Origin of the sequence: Yoonia sediminilitoris (assembly GCF_003058085.1) — a bacterium.
In the GTDB taxonomy this organism is placed as follows: domain Bacteria; phylum Pseudomonadota; class Alphaproteobacteria; order Rhodobacterales; family Rhodobacteraceae; genus Yoonia; species Yoonia sediminilitoris.
Genome location: NZ_QBUD01000002.1, coordinates 398,807 through 412,570 on the forward strand (window position 1 = coordinate 398,807; position 13,764 = coordinate 412,570).

General features: G+C 57.5%; 13 protein-coding genes and 1 pseudogene. 10 read left to right on the forward strand and 4 right to left on the reverse strand.

Annotated elements, in window-relative coordinates:
* Window positions 1-3: 3 nt before the first annotated feature.
* From C8N45_RS06875 to C8N45_RS06885, 3 genes are all read left to right on the forward strand, one after another.
* Window positions 4-1,023, forward strand: a complete 1,020-nt coding sequence (locus C8N45_RS06875; protein WP_108385761.1) for a sugar ABC transporter substrate-binding protein — start codon at window positions 4-6, stop codon at window positions 1,021-1,023.
* Window positions 1,024-1,148: 125 nt separating this feature from the next.
* Window positions 1,149-2,219, forward strand: a complete 1,071-nt coding sequence (locus C8N45_RS06880) for an ABC transporter permease (RefSeq protein ID WP_108385478.1) — start codon at window positions 1,149-1,151, stop codon at window positions 2,217-2,219.
* Window positions 2,216-2,983 carry an ATP-binding cassette domain-containing protein gene (locus C8N45_RS06885; RefSeq protein ID WP_211095456.1) on the forward strand — a complete coding sequence of 256 codons (768 nt, stop codon included), beginning with the start codon at window positions 2,216-2,218 and terminating at the stop codon, window positions 2,981-2,983. The genes C8N45_RS06880 and C8N45_RS06885 overlap by 4 nt, the downstream gene beginning before the upstream one ends.
* Window positions 2,984-3,638: 655 nt before the next feature.
* Here the strand turns inward: C8N45_RS06885 and C8N45_RS06890 are convergent.
* Window positions 3,639-4,568, reverse strand: a complete 930-nt coding sequence (locus C8N45_RS06890; RefSeq protein WP_108385762.1) for a LysR family transcriptional regulator — start codon at window positions 4,566-4,568, stop codon at window positions 3,639-3,641.
* 113 nt (window positions 4,569-4,681) lie between these two features.
* On the opposite strand from C8N45_RS06890, the gene C8N45_RS06895 reads away from it, so the two are divergent.
* The 7 genes from C8N45_RS06895 to C8N45_RS06925 all read left to right on the forward strand — a co-directional run bounded on the left by C8N45_RS06895 (window position 4,682) and on the right by C8N45_RS06925 (window position 10,673).
* Complete coding sequence (locus tag C8N45_RS06895) at window positions 4,682-5,152, forward strand: TRAP transporter small permease (RefSeq protein ID WP_108385480.1); 471 nt, start codon at window positions 4,682-4,684, stop codon at window positions 5,150-5,152.
* Window positions 5,149-6,459, forward strand: a complete 1,311-nt coding sequence (locus C8N45_RS06900) for a TRAP transporter large permease (RefSeq protein WP_108385481.1) — start codon at window positions 5,149-5,151, stop codon at window positions 6,457-6,459. The genes C8N45_RS06895 and C8N45_RS06900 overlap by 4 nt, the downstream gene beginning before the upstream one ends.
* 36 nt (window positions 6,460-6,495) lie before the next feature.
* Entirely contained in the window at window positions 6,496-7,494 is a 999-nt protein-coding gene (gene dctP, locus C8N45_RS06905; RefSeq protein ID WP_108385482.1) for a TRAP transporter substrate-binding protein DctP, read from the forward strand.
* 64 nt (window positions 7,495-7,558) lie between these two features.
* Window positions 7,559-8,659 (forward strand): NAD(P)/FAD-dependent oxidoreductase, encoded by a 1,101-nt coding sequence (locus C8N45_RS06910; protein WP_108385483.1) that lies wholly within the window; start codon window positions 7,559-7,561, stop codon window positions 8,657-8,659.
* Complete coding sequence (locus tag C8N45_RS06915; protein ID WP_211095457.1) at window positions 8,634-8,933, forward strand: (2Fe-2S)-binding protein; 300 nt, start codon at window positions 8,634-8,636, stop codon at window positions 8,931-8,933. The genes C8N45_RS06910 and C8N45_RS06915 overlap by 26 nt, the downstream gene beginning before the upstream one ends.
* The gene (locus tag C8N45_RS06920; RefSeq protein ID WP_108385485.1) at window positions 8,930-10,324 is read left to right on the forward strand and encodes an FAD/NAD(P)-dependent oxidoreductase; all 1,395 of its coding nucleotides are present in this window, start codon (window positions 8,930-8,932) and stop codon (window positions 10,322-10,324) included. The genes C8N45_RS06915 and C8N45_RS06920 overlap by 4 nt, the downstream gene beginning before the upstream one ends.
* A 10-nt stretch (window positions 10,325-10,334) precedes the next feature.
* Window positions 10,335-10,673, forward strand: coding sequence for a RidA family protein (locus C8N45_RS06925; protein ID WP_108385486.1), 339 nt, complete (start codon window positions 10,335-10,337; stop codon window positions 10,671-10,673).
* Between the two features lie 349 nt (window positions 10,674-11,022).
* On the opposite strand, the pseudogene C8N45_RS06935 reads toward C8N45_RS06925, so the two are convergent.
* From C8N45_RS06935 to C8N45_RS06945, 3 genes and pseudogenes are all read right to left on the reverse strand, one after another.
* Window positions 11,023-11,289: pseudogene (locus C8N45_RS06935) on the reverse strand (transposase); the annotation flags it as partial.
* A 320-nt stretch (window positions 11,290-11,609) separates the two neighbouring features.
* Window positions 11,610-12,131: a DUF3726 domain-containing protein gene (locus C8N45_RS06940; RefSeq protein ID WP_133175952.1), complete on the reverse strand. Its 522-nt coding sequence runs from the start codon at window positions 12,129-12,131 to the stop codon at window positions 11,610-11,612.
* Entirely contained in the window at window positions 12,128-13,723 is a 1,596-nt protein-coding gene (locus tag C8N45_RS06945; RefSeq protein WP_245882581.1) for a hypothetical protein, read from the reverse strand. Before C8N45_RS06945 ends, C8N45_RS06940 begins: the two co-directional genes overlap by 4 nt.
* Window positions 13,724-13,764: the final 41 nt, after the last annotated feature.

Sequence of the window (13,764 nt, forward strand, 5' to 3'; positions counted from 1 at the left end):
AACATGAAAAAACTGCTTATCGGAACTGCGCTCGTCGCTGTCACATCCGCTGGCTCGGCGATGGCTGACGCGCATGGCACATCCGCTTGCCTGATTACAAAAACAGACACCAACCCCTTCTTTGTGAAGATGCGCGAAGGCGCTGCTGCCAAAGCCGAAGAACTGGGCATCTCGCTCAATTCCTACGCCGGTCAGGTTGACGGCGACAACGAAGCACAGGTTGCCGCGATCGAAACATGTATCGCAAATGGCGCGTCCGGTATCCTGATCACAGCGTCAGACACCGCCGCAATCGTTCCTTCGGTCGAGCAGGCCCGCGAAGCCGGTTTGCTGGTCATCGCACTTGACACACCACTTAACCCTATCGACGCCGCTGACGCCACATTTGCAACTGACAACTTCCTTGCCGGGGAACTGATCGGCAAGTGGGCCGCCGCAACCATGGGTGACGATGCGGCCACTGCAAAGATCGCAATGCTTGATCTGGCCATCAGCCAACCCACTGTTGGTGTTCTGCGTGACCAGGGTTTCCTGACCGGCTTTGGTGTCGACGTCAAAGACGTCAACCGCTGGGGTGACGAAGATGATGCGCGCATCATCTGCAACGAAGTCACCGCAGGTAACGAAGAGGGCGGTCGCACAGCGATGGAAAACTGTCTTGCTGTCGATCCCGAAATCAACGTTGTCTACACGATCAACGAACCTGCGGCTGCGGGCGCTTATGAAGCGTTGGCTGCCATCGGGCGCGAAAATGACGTGCTGATTGTGTCTGTCGATGGCGGTTGCCCGGGTGTGCAGAACGTGGCCGACGGCGTGATCGGCGCGACAAGCCAGCAGTATCCACTTCTCATGGCCTCTTTGGGCGTTGAAGCGATTGCGCAATATGCCGAGGACGGCACATTGCCTGCAAACACCGAAGGCAAGGACTTCCTTGATACCGGCGTGTCGCTTGTCACTGACCGGCCTGCCGATGGCGTTGAGTCAATCTCGGTTGCCGAAGGCACTGATCGCTGCTGGGGCTAAACCCGACTGACGCGGCAACATAGCCGCAACTGACATCCGAAGGGGCGGGTGGCCACCGCTGCCCGCCCTTTTCATGTCACGCGGTAGACTGCTTTGTGGTATTCACAAAGTCGGGAGGAAACGACATGACAGACAGTCAAAGCTACGAAGATGTCGTCAAGGACAAGGGCGAAACACAATTCGCCCAGTTTGAAGACGAACGAAAAGGGTTCTTGGGCACGGTGCAGCATACCCTGCATGTGAACCCGGCCCTTGTGCCATTGATCATTCTGGTGACGGCGATTGCGCTGTTCGGGATGCTTCTTGGCCAGCGCTTTTTCTCAGCGGGGACGCTGACACTCATTTTGCAGCAGGTACAGATCGTTGGCGTTCTGGCTGCGGCACAGACCCTTGTGATCCTGACGGCGGGCATTGATTTGTCGGTCGGCGCACTGGCCGTACTGTGCACGGTGATCATGGGGCAATTCACTTTCCGCTATGGCCTGCCTGCCGAATTGAGTCTGCTGATCGGTCTGTGTTTCGGTGCCCTTGTTGGCGCGATGAATGGATTTCTGGTCAGCCGGGTGAAGATTCCACCATTTATCACTACGCTGGGCATGTGGCAGATCGTGCTGGCCTCAACCTACCTGTTTTCACGGAACGAAACGTTGCGCAGCAGTCAGTTGCGCGAGGAAGCGCCATCTCTGCTTTTCCTTGGAAACAAGGTCTCCATCGGTGGTGCCAACTTCACTTTTGGCGTGATCCTGATGATCCTGATCGTGGTCGCTCTGGCCTACGCGCTGCGCTCAACGGCGTGGGGGCGGCATGTCTATGCGGTCGGTGACGACCCAGAAGCTGCACAACTGGCCGGTGTCAACGTGCACAAGACGCTGATGTCCGTCTATATTCTGACCGGATTGATTTGCGCAGTGGCGGGATGGGTGATGATCGGGCGGTTCAGCTCTGTCTCTCCTTCGGCCTCCACCGGGGTTATCGGCAATATCCAGTCAATTACAGCCGTCGTGATCGGGGGCATCTCGTTGTTCGGCGGACGCGGTTCGATCTATGGCGCTTTCTTTGGCGCGATGATCGTCGGGGTCTTTGAAATGGGGCTGCGGATGGCCGGTGCAGACCCGCAATGGACCTTTATGCTGATCGGTATGTTGATTATCGGCGCGGTTGGTCTGGACCAATGGATCAGAAAGGTATCGGCATGACACAGCCAATTCTTACCGGAAAGAACCTTGTCAAACGCTATGGCAAGGTCACAGCGCTGGATCACTGCGATTTTGAGCTTTACCCCGGCGAAATCCTCGCCGTGATCGGGGATAACGGTGCTGGCAAATCATCTTTGATCAAAGCGCTTTCGGGGGCAGTTGTCCCCGATGCGGGCGAGGTGTTTCTTGAGGGAGAGCAGGTCAAGTTCCATTCCCCCATCGACGCACGTGCCGCCGGGATCGAAACCGTCTACCAGACGCTGGCGATGTCCCCTGCCTTGTCGATTGCAGACAATATGTTCATGGGCCGTGAAATCCGCAAGGAAGGCTTCATGGGCAAGTACTTGAAGCAACTCGACAAGAAAAAGATGGAAGACTTCGCCCGCCAGAAGCTGTCTGATCTGGGACTCATGACAATCCAGAACATCAATCAGGCGGTTGAAACGCTTTCGGGTGGTCAGCGGCAGGGTGTTGCCGTGGCGCGAGCTGCGGCTTTCGGGTCCAAAGTCATCATTCTTGATGAACCAACGGCCGCCCTTGGCGTCAAGGAATCCCGCCGCGTGCTGGAACTGATCCTTGATGTCCGTTCGCGTGGTATTCCGATCATTCTGATCAGCCACAACATGCCGCATGTGTTCGAGGTCGCTGATCGTATTCACGTTCACAGGCTTGGCAAGCGGCTGTGTGTGATTGACCCCAAGGACTACACCATGTCTGACGCGGTGGCATTTATGACCGGCGCAAAGGAAGCGCCTGTTCAGTAGGCGAACCCTGCCATGAGTGAGAGGTATGAGCCGCCCCTCCATGGCAGTACGCTCTGCGTTGATAAGGTGCCCCGTAACCGGACCGGAACTGTCATCTTATCCTAAAGTGTTCCGCCTTTACCTGATGCCTCGGGTTAAAGGCGAAACGCTTTTCTCATGATTCTTCTTGTCTTCATGAGAGGCGGTGTGTTTGCGCGCGGCAACGGAAAAAGTCCGGGATCGCCAAGGAGCAGGTAAAGGACCGCTATGCCAAGATCGGTGACCTGGCGGTGACCAACTGTTTTCTGGGGCGAAAGCTGAATCCCCGGGGCGGGAAGCGAGGCGCGGCATGATCGCGCCGGACCGGTGTGCAAATCTCGATGGATGGAAAGGGTCGCTTCCTCGACAACATCTTTATCGCGCGGCTGCGGCGAACCCTGAAAGACGAGTGCCTATAGCTGCACGCCCTTGGGACCGGATCGGACACGAAGGCTGGCATCCGCAAGTAGGTGGCCTACTACAATAACCCCCCATTCAGCCCTTGGCGGCAGGCCACCAACCGTTGTCTCTTGGCCGGGAAAAGACAAACTCACCCTGATCAGCAGGTGCAAAGAGTAGCCTAACTGACGCCAGATCCTGTCCAACAGATGGGGAGTAGCTCACAAATGCTTTGCCGCTATTTCAACGTATCGGAAATCTCGGCCTGCATATTTTCAACGACGACTTGGAGTTCGGCAATAAAGGCTTGAGCTACCATGGATTGCGTAGCGTAGCCTGGTGTCAGGATAGAGACACTGTTTGAAATCTTTGGCCCAAATCGCCGGATTGACAGGCGTTCGTTTTCGGGGGTCTGGGTCAGATGGCTGTAGGCCGTGATCATGTCGCAGACCATCACACAGAGGCCCGCCGCTACGAATTGCATTCCGGGCAGGAAAGTGCGCAGCTCAAGCCGCTTGTTGAAATGGCATCTGGCAGCGCGAAAGGCGGCTTCGGTTTGCACGGCTGTCCCGTGTTCATCGAACAGAACAGCCATCGGGCGGCCATCAAGATCGTTCGGCGTAACAACATCCGCTCTGCTCAATGGGTCATCTTTGGGCAGAATGCAGACGCATTCGAGGTCATAATCCGTTTGCCGGATTGATGTGCGCGGCTGCGGTGTCTCGGCAAACCCGAGGTCATATTGCTGCGATGCGATCAGGTCTTCGATTACGCCAGAGGATCGCATCATGAGGGACACATCAAGATCACCCCGATTCTTGAGAAATCCAGTCAGGAGCCTTGGAAGAAAAACGCTGGAGGCCGCCGGGTGGCAGGCGATCTTGAGCTTGCCCGACTGTAGAGAGCTGATCCGTTCCATCGTGCGTTCGGTACGCTCGACCCGACCGAGAATATCCTCACATTCCTCAAGGAAAAACTGCGCCTCCGGCGTAGGGGTTAGTTTGCCATGCGACCGCAGGAAGAGAGCAAAGCCAAGCTGATCTTCAAGGGTTCGCACCATCGTCGATACCGCAGGTTGCGTTCGGCCCACGGAACGGGCGGCCTGACTGATAGAGCCAGACCGCATGACTTCGCGAAAAGTCGAGAGTTGTCGGAGGGATAGGTGCATAGCCATAAACCAAATTAATGAGGTTAAAGATATTATGAAATTGATTTAATGCCAAATGTCCAGTGTGATGATCTCGCAACCCACGTGCAGACGCTCGGGGGATTGGGGGACACATGGACAAATTCGCTAAATACCTGTTAACGGCTCTGATCATATCTGTAGCCATGGGCCAGTTTGTCCAGGTCATCACCCGCTACGTCCTGCAAGTCCCCGTCATGGGGCTGGAGGAGACGATGGCCTACCCGACGGTGTGGCTTTATATACTCGGATCCGTCAACGCTTCGCGCGAAAACACCCACATACGCGCCAATGTTCTAGAGATCTTCATCAAGACGAATCGTGGCCACACCATTCTGGCGATCATCGGAGAGATCATTAGTCTGATCGTTGGCCTTTGGTTGCTGTCGTGGGCGTGGGATTACACGCAGTATGCCTGGCGTGTCTGGCGCGAAAGCCCGACGCTTTATATCCCGACATTCTATTCCGATGTCGCGCTGGTCGTCGGCCTGTCGCTGATGATGATCTACACTGCATCACATTTGGTGCGCCATATCCGCGACTTGCGGGCCGGAGAAATCGCATGATTGAGATAGCCCTACTTGCCATTGCTTTGCTGGTGATCACGCTCACTTTGGGCGTACCGCTGCCCTACTGCTTTGGATCGGCCCTGATGGTCATGTATTTCCTGGGCGATGTGACAATGAAGGGCATGATGCTGTGGGGGGTTCAGCAATTGGGCAATCCTGTCCTTCTTGCCATTCCGCTGTTTGTCCTTGCGGGCACGGTCATGTCGGAGAGTGGGATTGCCGCGTCACTGTTGCGCTTTGTGAACGCCTTTATCGGCCATGTACGTGGCGGTTTGGGCGTTGTGGCTGCGGTGTCTTGCGCCGTGATCGGCGCGATCTCGGGCTCCGGTCTGACGGGCATAGCGGCCATTGGCCCGCTCTTGATCCCCGAGATGGAGAAGCGCGGTTATCCCCGTGAATACGCCACCGCTTTGATTGCCAATTCATCGATCCTTGGCCTACTGATCCCGCCGTCTGTTACAATGATCGTCTATGGCTGGGTCACGGACACCTCGATCCTCGCCTGTTTCCTGGCCACGCTTGGACCGGGGCTCCTGATCATGACGTCGTTTTCCGTGATCAACCTTTTCATGGTGCGCAAGTTCAATCTGGTTCTCGACGACAAGCCCTCTTTCTCGGAGTTGTCTGGAGAGGTCGCTCGCCGCGGGTTTCACGCCTTCCCTGCGTTGCTGATGCCGGTGATCATTCTTGGCGGCATCTATGGCGGCGTTATGACCCCGACCGAGGCCGCCGCTGTCGCCGTTATCTATGCCGTGCCTGTGGGCTTTCTGATCTACAAGGGCCTGAAATGGCGCAACTTCCTGTCGGCGGGCAAAGAAGCTGCCACAGCCGTGGGCGCGATTATGATGATGATCCTCTTCTCGATGATCCTTAGCCAGATGTTCGTCTATGAAAGCATCCCGCAACAGCTGGTCGAGGGCATCTTTTCGATCACCGAAAACAAGTTGCTCCTGCTGATCATGATCAACATCATGTTGTTCCTCGTTGGTATGGTCGTCAATGACGTGACTGCGATCATCCTGATTGCGCCGCTGCTCTTGCCGCTGATGAACGCAATCGGTGTCAGCCCTGTGCAGTTTGCTGCGATCATGGGTGTAAACACCGCGATGGGCGGCGTGACCCCGCCTTATGCCTCGATCCTTTATCTGGGCGCACGGATTGGCAACGTGAAGGTGACCAAGGTTATCCCGCCTGCGATGAAACTGATCCTGTTTGGCTATGTGCCTGTGGTCTTCCTGACCTCGCTTTGGCCCGACCTGTCGCTCTTCCTGCCGCGCTTTTTCGGATATGACGTGGCGCCCTAATTACAAAAACGAAAATCAACACAGAGGAAAACCAAAATGAAACATGCATTCCTGACCACAGCCGCTGCCGCCCTTATGGCGCTCGGCAGCTACGCTGAAGCACAGAACCTCAAGATGAGCCACGTGCGCCCGCAAGATGCAACCATCGACGTCGAGTTGCGGGCATTTTCCGCAGCTGTCGATGAGGCCACTGGCGGCGACGTGAAGATCAATCTGTTCCCAGCCTCGGCGCTTGGCGATTACACCACCGTTCAGGAACGCATCAGCGTGGGCGCGATCGATATGGCAACCCAGCCTGCCGCTGCTGCTGCTGACCGCCGTATGCAGATCAGCTCGTTTCCCTATCTTGCAGGCGACTGGGATCAGGCCCGTGCAGTCTATGGCCCCGGCGGCGTTGTGCGCGACGTGATGGCTGGGCTTTACGCCGAGCAAGACATCACCATGCTGGCGGCCTATCCGGTCTATTTCGGTGGCATTTCGTTGAACGTAGCGAATGACAACCCAGGTTCAGTTGAGCCAAACGGCGTCAAGGTGCGCGTTCCAGGCATCAAAAGCTTCCAGCTGACAGGCGAAGCTCTTGGCTACATCCCTGCACCGATCCCATTCTCCGAAGCTTTCACAGCCGTTCAGACTGGCGTGGTTGACGGTGTGATCGGTTCCGGGGCGGAAGGTTATTATGCCTCGTTCCGCGACGTGACCAAAACTTACATCCCGGCCAACACCCACTTTGAAGTCTGGTACATGATCATATCGAACGAAAGCCTTGCTGAACTGTCCGACGAAGATCAGGCCGCGCTGCGCGAACAGGCGGCCGCGTTTGAAGCAACTCGCTGGGAAGTGGCCGAAAGCGATCAGCAAAAGAACGAACAGCGTCTTGTTGACGAACTGGGTGCAACCGTTGCCAAACTGAGCGCCGACGATCTGGCTGGTATGGCCGCCAAGGTGCGTGCCGATGTCTGGCCGCAGGTCCTTGAAGATGTTGGCGTCGAGTGGGGGCAGGCGATCCTCGACAAAGTTGCCGCCGCAGGCAACTAAGCCAAATCTAGTCGGGGCGGTCACCGCCGCCCTGACACCACCTCTCAACATCGGAACGGCACACATGGAAACCGATTACGCCATTATCGGAGGGGGTATTGTTGGCCTCTCAGTCGCCTGGGGTTTGCTCCGGCGCGGGCGCACGGTGACTGTTATGGACGGCGACGACGGATCTTTCCGTGCAAGTCGCGGAAATTTCGGGCTGGTCTGGGTCCAATCCAAAGGCATGAACCAACCGCGCTATGCCAGCTGGTCCCAACAATCTGCTGCGATCTGGGCCGACTTCGCCAGTGAGGTCTCGGGCAACACCGGCAAGTCCATCCCGCTGGAGCAAAAAGGCGGTTACGATCTTCATTTCTCTGACGAGACGTTGGAAGCCACGGTCGCGAAATATGAAAAGCTAAAGGCGCAGCTGGGCGGTAATTACCCTTACGAAGTCCTTGGACACAATGCATTGCGCAAAGAAGAGCCGCATATCGGCCCAAAGGTCGTTGGCGCTATCCTGCATCATCAAGACGGCCATGCGAACCCGCTGAAATTGCTGACTGCACTGGCCGCAGATGTGCGCGGCATGGGCGGGCATGTACTGGTCGGCAAGACCGTCACAGATGTGGCAAAGCCGGATGCCTTCCGCATCACATGCGCAGACGGTACAGTCGTCACATCGGGCAAGGTTGTCCTGTCTGCGGGGCTGGGTGCGGCACAGCTGGGCCCGAAGATGGGTTTCAAAGCGCCAGTCCGCCCACAGCGCGGTCAGGTCTTGATCACCGAGAAACTGCCAAAGCTGATCAACCGTCCCTCGCTGATAGCAAGGCAGGTGGATGAAGGCGGCATCCAGATAGGCGCAACGAATGAAGAGGTTGGCCTTGATGACAAGGTCACACAGCCGGGCCTGTCCGGCCTCGCCGCCGAAGCAATTGCTGCCTATCCCGCGCTGGCCCGTGCGCAGCTGGTACGCAGCTGGGGCGCGTTGCGCGTGCTCTCTCCCGACGGGCTGCCGATTTATCAACAAAGCGCCGAGATGCCTGGTGCCTACCTTGTCACCTGTCACAGCGGCATCACCCTTGCCGCCGCGCATGCGCGTATTCTGCCCGATTGGCTGGAGGATACCGACGCAGCGCCAGATCTGGAGGTCTTCAGTGAAAACCGCTTCGCCGTTTCTTGAGCTCGAAAATGGGCCGCGCGTGAACGTGACCTTGGATGGTATGGCGCTGAGTTTGCCGCGAGGAGCAAACCTTGCAGCTGCGCTTTTGGCGGCTGGCGTCGGTGTGTTTCGCCGTACGCCCGTGTCGAACGCCCCACGCGGTCCGTTTTGCATGATGGGCGCTTGTTTCGACTGTCTGATAGAGATTGATGGCACCACACGGCAGGCCTGTATGATTGAGGTCACCGATGGCCTTGAGATCAAGCGCCCCCACCGCGACGAGGCATTGGCATGACCCGTTCTGATCTTGTCGTCATCGGGGCCGGCCCCGCAGGCATGGCAGCCGCAGCGCAGGCCGCCGAACTGGGCCTTAGCGTCATAGTGCTGGATGAACAGCCCCGCGCAGGCGGACAGATTTACCGCGATGTGGACCGCGTCGCGCCTCTGCGCGGCGATATGCTGGGCGCGGACTACACGCATGGTGCCACGCTGACGGCCGGCTTGCAGCATGGTGCGATCACCCATGTCAATGGCGCGGTCGTCTGGGCCATAGAGGACCAGTTCCGCATCTCTTACACTGTTAACGGGCGCGGTGCGCAGATCGACGCTGACCGCCTTTTGCTTGCAACCGGCGCACTCGAACGCCCGATGCCTCTGCCCGGCTGGACCCTGCCGGGGGTCATGACCGCAGGGGCGGGGCAAATCCTTCTCAAACAATCAGGTGTTCTGGCACGCAACGCTGTTCTGGTCGGCTCCGGCCCGCTTCTCTATCTGATTGCGGCGCAGATGGTGCGGGCAGGAACCCCGCCCAAGGCCATGATCGAGACGCAATCCCGCAGCGATATCGCCGGCACGGCGCGGCACTTGGGCGGCGCTTTGCGAGGCTGGCGCTATTTGGTCAAGGGCCTGAAGATGCTCGCCAGTATCACCCGCGTCGGCGTGCCACGCCATACCGGCGCGACAGACATTGCTATTGAGGGCACGGACAAAGCGCAGGCTGTGACGTTCAAAAGAAATGGCCGCTCCCACCGGATCGCTTGTGATACGGTCTTTTTGCACCATGGCGTTGTCCCCAACACCCAAGCCGCGCGGTCGCTCAATATCGCGCACACTTGGGACGCGGCGCAGCGATGCTTTATCCCACAGCTTGATAGCTGGGGCCAAAGTGACAAGTCAGGCGTCTTTATTGCGGGCGATGGCGCAGGTATCGGCGGGGCGAGAGCGGCGGAATTTGCCGGAACCATCGCCGCGCTTCAGATTGCGTTCGAGGCACAGCGCCTCACGCGCGAGGACCGCGACCGCCGCGCTGCCGCACCGCGCGCAAAGCTCGCGCATGAACTGGCAGTGAGACCATTCCTTGATGCGGCTTATCCGCCCTACGCGCAGGCCTTGTTGCCCCATGACGCGACGATAATATGCCGCTGCGAAGAGATCACCGCGGGCGACATTCGCAGCTATGCCGGGTTGGGATGCATTGGCCCGAACCAGACCAAGGCCTTCGGCCGCGCGGGCATGGGCCCCTGTCAGGGCCGCTATTGCGGGCTTGGCGTCACGGCGATTTTGGTCGATGCAACGGGTCAAACGCCCGATGAAACCGGTTATTATCGCATTCGCCCACCCCTGAAACCCGTGACCTTGGGCGAGCTGGCAGGCATGGACATCTCTGCGCCCGACGCGGCGGAATAGGAAAAAACACATGATTGAACGTATCGATACCGCAACCCGTATGAGCAAGATCGTCAAGCACAACGGCGTGGCCTATCTGTGTGGTCAGGTTGGCGATGGCGCCAGCGTGGCGGATCAGACCCGCGATTGCCTCTTGCGTGTGGATGCACTGCTGGAAAAGGCAGGATCCTCGCGCGAGCAGATGTTGCAGGTGGTCATCTGGCTAGCAGACATGGCGGATTTTGCGCAGATGAACGCCGTCTGGGATGCGTGGGTTCCTAGTGGCCACGCTCCCGCCCGCGCATGCGGCGAGGCCAGGCTCGCCCGTGGCGAGCTGAAAGTCGAAATTATTGTAACCGCCGCATGTTGAAATGCCTCGGTGACAACGCGATCAACGACCTTAGCTCTATAACCACTTCCCTGGCATCAAAGAGGACAATTACTTCTGCCTCATCCGGGCGATGGACCTGTTCACCAACTTGAGCCAACGACGTCGCGACATTATAACTCCCCGGTTTTACATAGGGCTGACGTGTCGCCGCATAAAAACGACAGAAGACGGAGCACTGAAGAATTGCCTGTTCAGTATGCGCATGCAGCATAAGTGCTGCAGGTAAACCCCCGCATTGTCGTTGCCGAACTCCTTGCGCTCCCCTTTGGAAAGCCAGTACGCATCCAATTTGTCTTTGGAAATATCTAACCCAATGGTATCTTCCATATGTCTTTTTCTCGCCGTGTTCGGCGGCCAGACCGACCATGCTCTGGGCAAAGACACCGTTCTCACTCCACCGCTTTCAGCGATTGTATAGGGTCTTTTGTGGCCCTTATTCCCGAGGCGCATCTCGCCAGCGTAAGCCATTGCGATTAATGAAGATAATGCCAAGCAGTACGCGTCGATCATCTACGCGAGGTCTGTCGTGGGACTTGGGAAAGTAGGACCCCAGACCTGCCATTTGCGCGTCATTCAGCCAGAAATGGTCGCTCATATCAGCACTCGATTTTCGACCCGTGAACCATATTTCATAATCGGCAACCAATGGCTCCTGACCCTAGGGGTAGTTTTTTTGCTCTCGTTTGGAATGCATTTCTGGATTGCGATGGTCTCTGTAAAACAACAGCATTCGCGTTGTATTTTGACAGGGATTTTTAGCGCCTTCTTGCAGCTTCAGCTGCGTTGTGTGTGTCTCCATGTCCATCTACGCTTTGCTCCGACGGTAGTAGCCATTCCATCACTGCGGTCGTCCGCAAACGCTCTTGTCAAATCACGCCAAAAGTGGGCTGTTCAAGGTTCCTGCGGAAAAAGTTGCTAGTCATTGTCCGTCAATCCGGCACCCGCACCACCCGCGCGCGATGCTTCACTTTCAGGGACATACGTTTTGGCGGCCATATGGCTTAGCGCGTGCCAGATAGTATCTGGCACATCGACCGGGCCCACGATCACGTCGGGCTTTTGACAGCGGCGAAACGCGATCTTTGGCCCGTCGGCAGAGACTTCAAGCCCGGCTTCGGCCAGCATCGCAATGACCAGGGGTGCATGTTCAACATGCGCAAGCCTTGCTTTCACCACACCTGTGCCAAACCCGTCTTTCACAATCGGGGCGGTCATCGCGGCGTTGCCCGTCTTTACGACAAGTTTGTCGGCCCCCCACGCGATATCAATCGGCGCGTCAGGTTCAGTCAGCGCTTCAACGACCGGAGACAATGGCAGATGGTTGCCCGCCATATAGACGGCTGTGCGGGCAAGATCCTCGGCCTGGCCGACGGGCAGCCCAACCCCCAGCGCCGCCTTCTGGACGATGGCACCCACTTCGTTCAGTGCGCGCATCATGACGGCGCCACCGGCAGCCACCAATCATCGGCGTTGTCCAATTCATCAAATAAGGGCGCGCCCTGCGCAAGCGTGACACGGGTCCAGCGGTCGGATTTGGGGTCAAATCTGGCCGCCCCGAAAAAGGCCAGCTTGCAGCGCAGCAGATCAATCGGTAGACAATCCTCTCCAATCAGGTTCTCGCGGATTTCAGCATAAGGGTGTGTGTCCAAGGTCTGGACCCTGCGCGCCGCAGCGCGATGCTGCGGAAACTGTCCCAAAAACTGCGCCACGGACCCTGACGCATCTTTCAGATCAAGCGACAGCGCCTTGACCTGCCGTGCGATATCAAGCGGTGTTTCACATTCTGCCCCCGGTTCTTCAAATCGACGGCCAAGGCGCGGTTCCATCTTCTCTTCCGAGACGTACCAGAACTGCGCGATATTACGTTTGTCTGTGAAATCGATGTCGCAAGCCCAATGCCAATCGCGTCTGATCAAGAACATCAGAGCGTCGCAGGTCATGCGCGGATCAAGCGTGGGCACAAAAGGAGACGCCATCAAATCGGCAAGCGGATCGACAATATCGCCAAACGGTTCCAGCACCAGTGCCGCAATTAATTCCTGCGCATCGACCGAATACTGCATGCTGTCGCCAAGGATAAGTTCAACCGGCATCGGCGAAAGCATATAGTAGGGGGTCAGCGAGGCGGTGAAATCAACCCAGTCTCGGCGCAGCCTGTCGATCCGTCTGGCAGCGATCGGATCCGCGACCTCCCACTTGGCCAGATGCTCTGCCGCCCGCGCGACGAGTTCGTAAATGCGTTCAATCTGCGCAATTTCCAGCTGTTTTACCGCGCGCACACGCGACAAAGCCGTTTCGCGGGCGAACATCCACGCATCCAGCAGGAGAGGATGATTGACCAGAAAGGGGGCCATCCCCAACCCTGTTGAGTTTCCGATCCCAAGGTGGCGCTTGATGTCCCTGTCCAGTTTTGCGCCGCCCATATGTTCGACAAGATCATGGGTGAATCCACGGATCAGCCAGACCGTCAGCATCTCGGCAATAAATGGCCCACTCAGGCCCGGCCGGTCAGAAAAATGGCCGCGATCCGCGATCCCGAACTTGCCGTTGCCGTAAACTGCTGTGGTGCGCATCAAATATCCGGTGTCGTTCAGACGCGCACGGTCGGGTTGCCTGCCAGCCTTCAGCGCGGTCACGACATGGTCGAACAGGCGGACGGATTTGTTGGCCCTGCTAAGCACAAGTTCGCGATGGGTGAAACGGGCGGCTTCCTGTTGCGGTGCATCCCTGATGATCCTGGCCAAAGCCGCTGCATCCGGCACCCCATCGTACAGCACATACGCCGTATCCCAAGCGGTCGCGATCACCCTGTCTGTTCGCATATCATCGGGCAAATCGGTTGAAACCGCGATCAGTGAATAGTCATAGCCACCCAGACGGATGGTATAGACGGCATGCCCGAAACCATCTGAATCAATCTGCCAGACCGGACGCGTCACCATCGCGTTTTCAGCGCTCAATTTACGCAAAAGTGTGCGCAGGAAAGACAATCGGGTCGGGAATGCGGCCCCCATTCTGCGCAAACGCATCACCGTTCCCGGTGGTCGCAGCGGAGCGGGTTGATTCTGTA

What these genes read in the sequence shown, in the direction of transcription:
- C8N45_RS06945 (WP_245882581.1), bottom strand. Translation starts at nt 13,723, where the DNA reads ATGCGTTTGCGCAGAATGGGGGCCGCATTCCCGACCCGATTGTCTTTC.
- dctP (WP_108385482.1), top strand. Translation starts at nt 6,496, where the DNA reads ATGAAACATGCATTCCTGACCACAGCCGCTGCCGCCCTTATGGCGCTC.
- C8N45_RS06880 (WP_108385478.1), top strand. Translation starts at nt 1,149, where the DNA reads ATGACAGACAGTCAAAGCTACGAAGATGTCGTCAAGGACAAGGGCGAA.
- C8N45_RS06910 (WP_108385483.1), top strand. Translation starts at nt 7,559, where the DNA reads ATGGAAACCGATTACGCCATTATCGGAGGGGGTATTGTTGGCCTCTCA.
- C8N45_RS06920 (WP_108385485.1), top strand. Translation starts at nt 8,930, where the DNA reads ATGACCCGTTCTGATCTTGTCGTCATCGGGGCCGGCCCCGCAGGCATG.
- C8N45_RS06925 (WP_108385486.1), top strand. Translation starts at nt 10,335, where the DNA reads ATGATTGAACGTATCGATACCGCAACCCGTATGAGCAAGATCGTCAAG.
- C8N45_RS06885 (WP_211095456.1), top strand. Translation starts at nt 2,216, where the DNA reads ATGACACAGCCAATTCTTACCGGAAAGAACCTTGTCAAACGCTATGGC.
- C8N45_RS06895 (WP_108385480.1), top strand. Translation starts at nt 4,682, where the DNA reads ATGGACAAATTCGCTAAATACCTGTTAACGGCTCTGATCATATCTGTA.
- C8N45_RS06940 (WP_133175952.1), bottom strand. Translation starts at nt 12,131, where the DNA reads ATGATGCGCGCACTGAACGAAGTGGGTGCCATCGTCCAGAAGGCGGCG.
- C8N45_RS06875 (WP_108385761.1), top strand. Translation starts at nt 4, where the DNA reads ATGAAAAAACTGCTTATCGGAACTGCGCTCGTCGCTGTCACATCCGCT.
- C8N45_RS06900 (WP_108385481.1), top strand. Translation starts at nt 5,149, where the DNA reads ATGATTGAGATAGCCCTACTTGCCATTGCTTTGCTGGTGATCACGCTC.
- C8N45_RS06890 (WP_108385762.1), bottom strand. Translation starts at nt 4,568, where the DNA reads ATGCACCTATCCCTCCGACAACTCTCGACTTTTCGCGAAGTCATGCGG.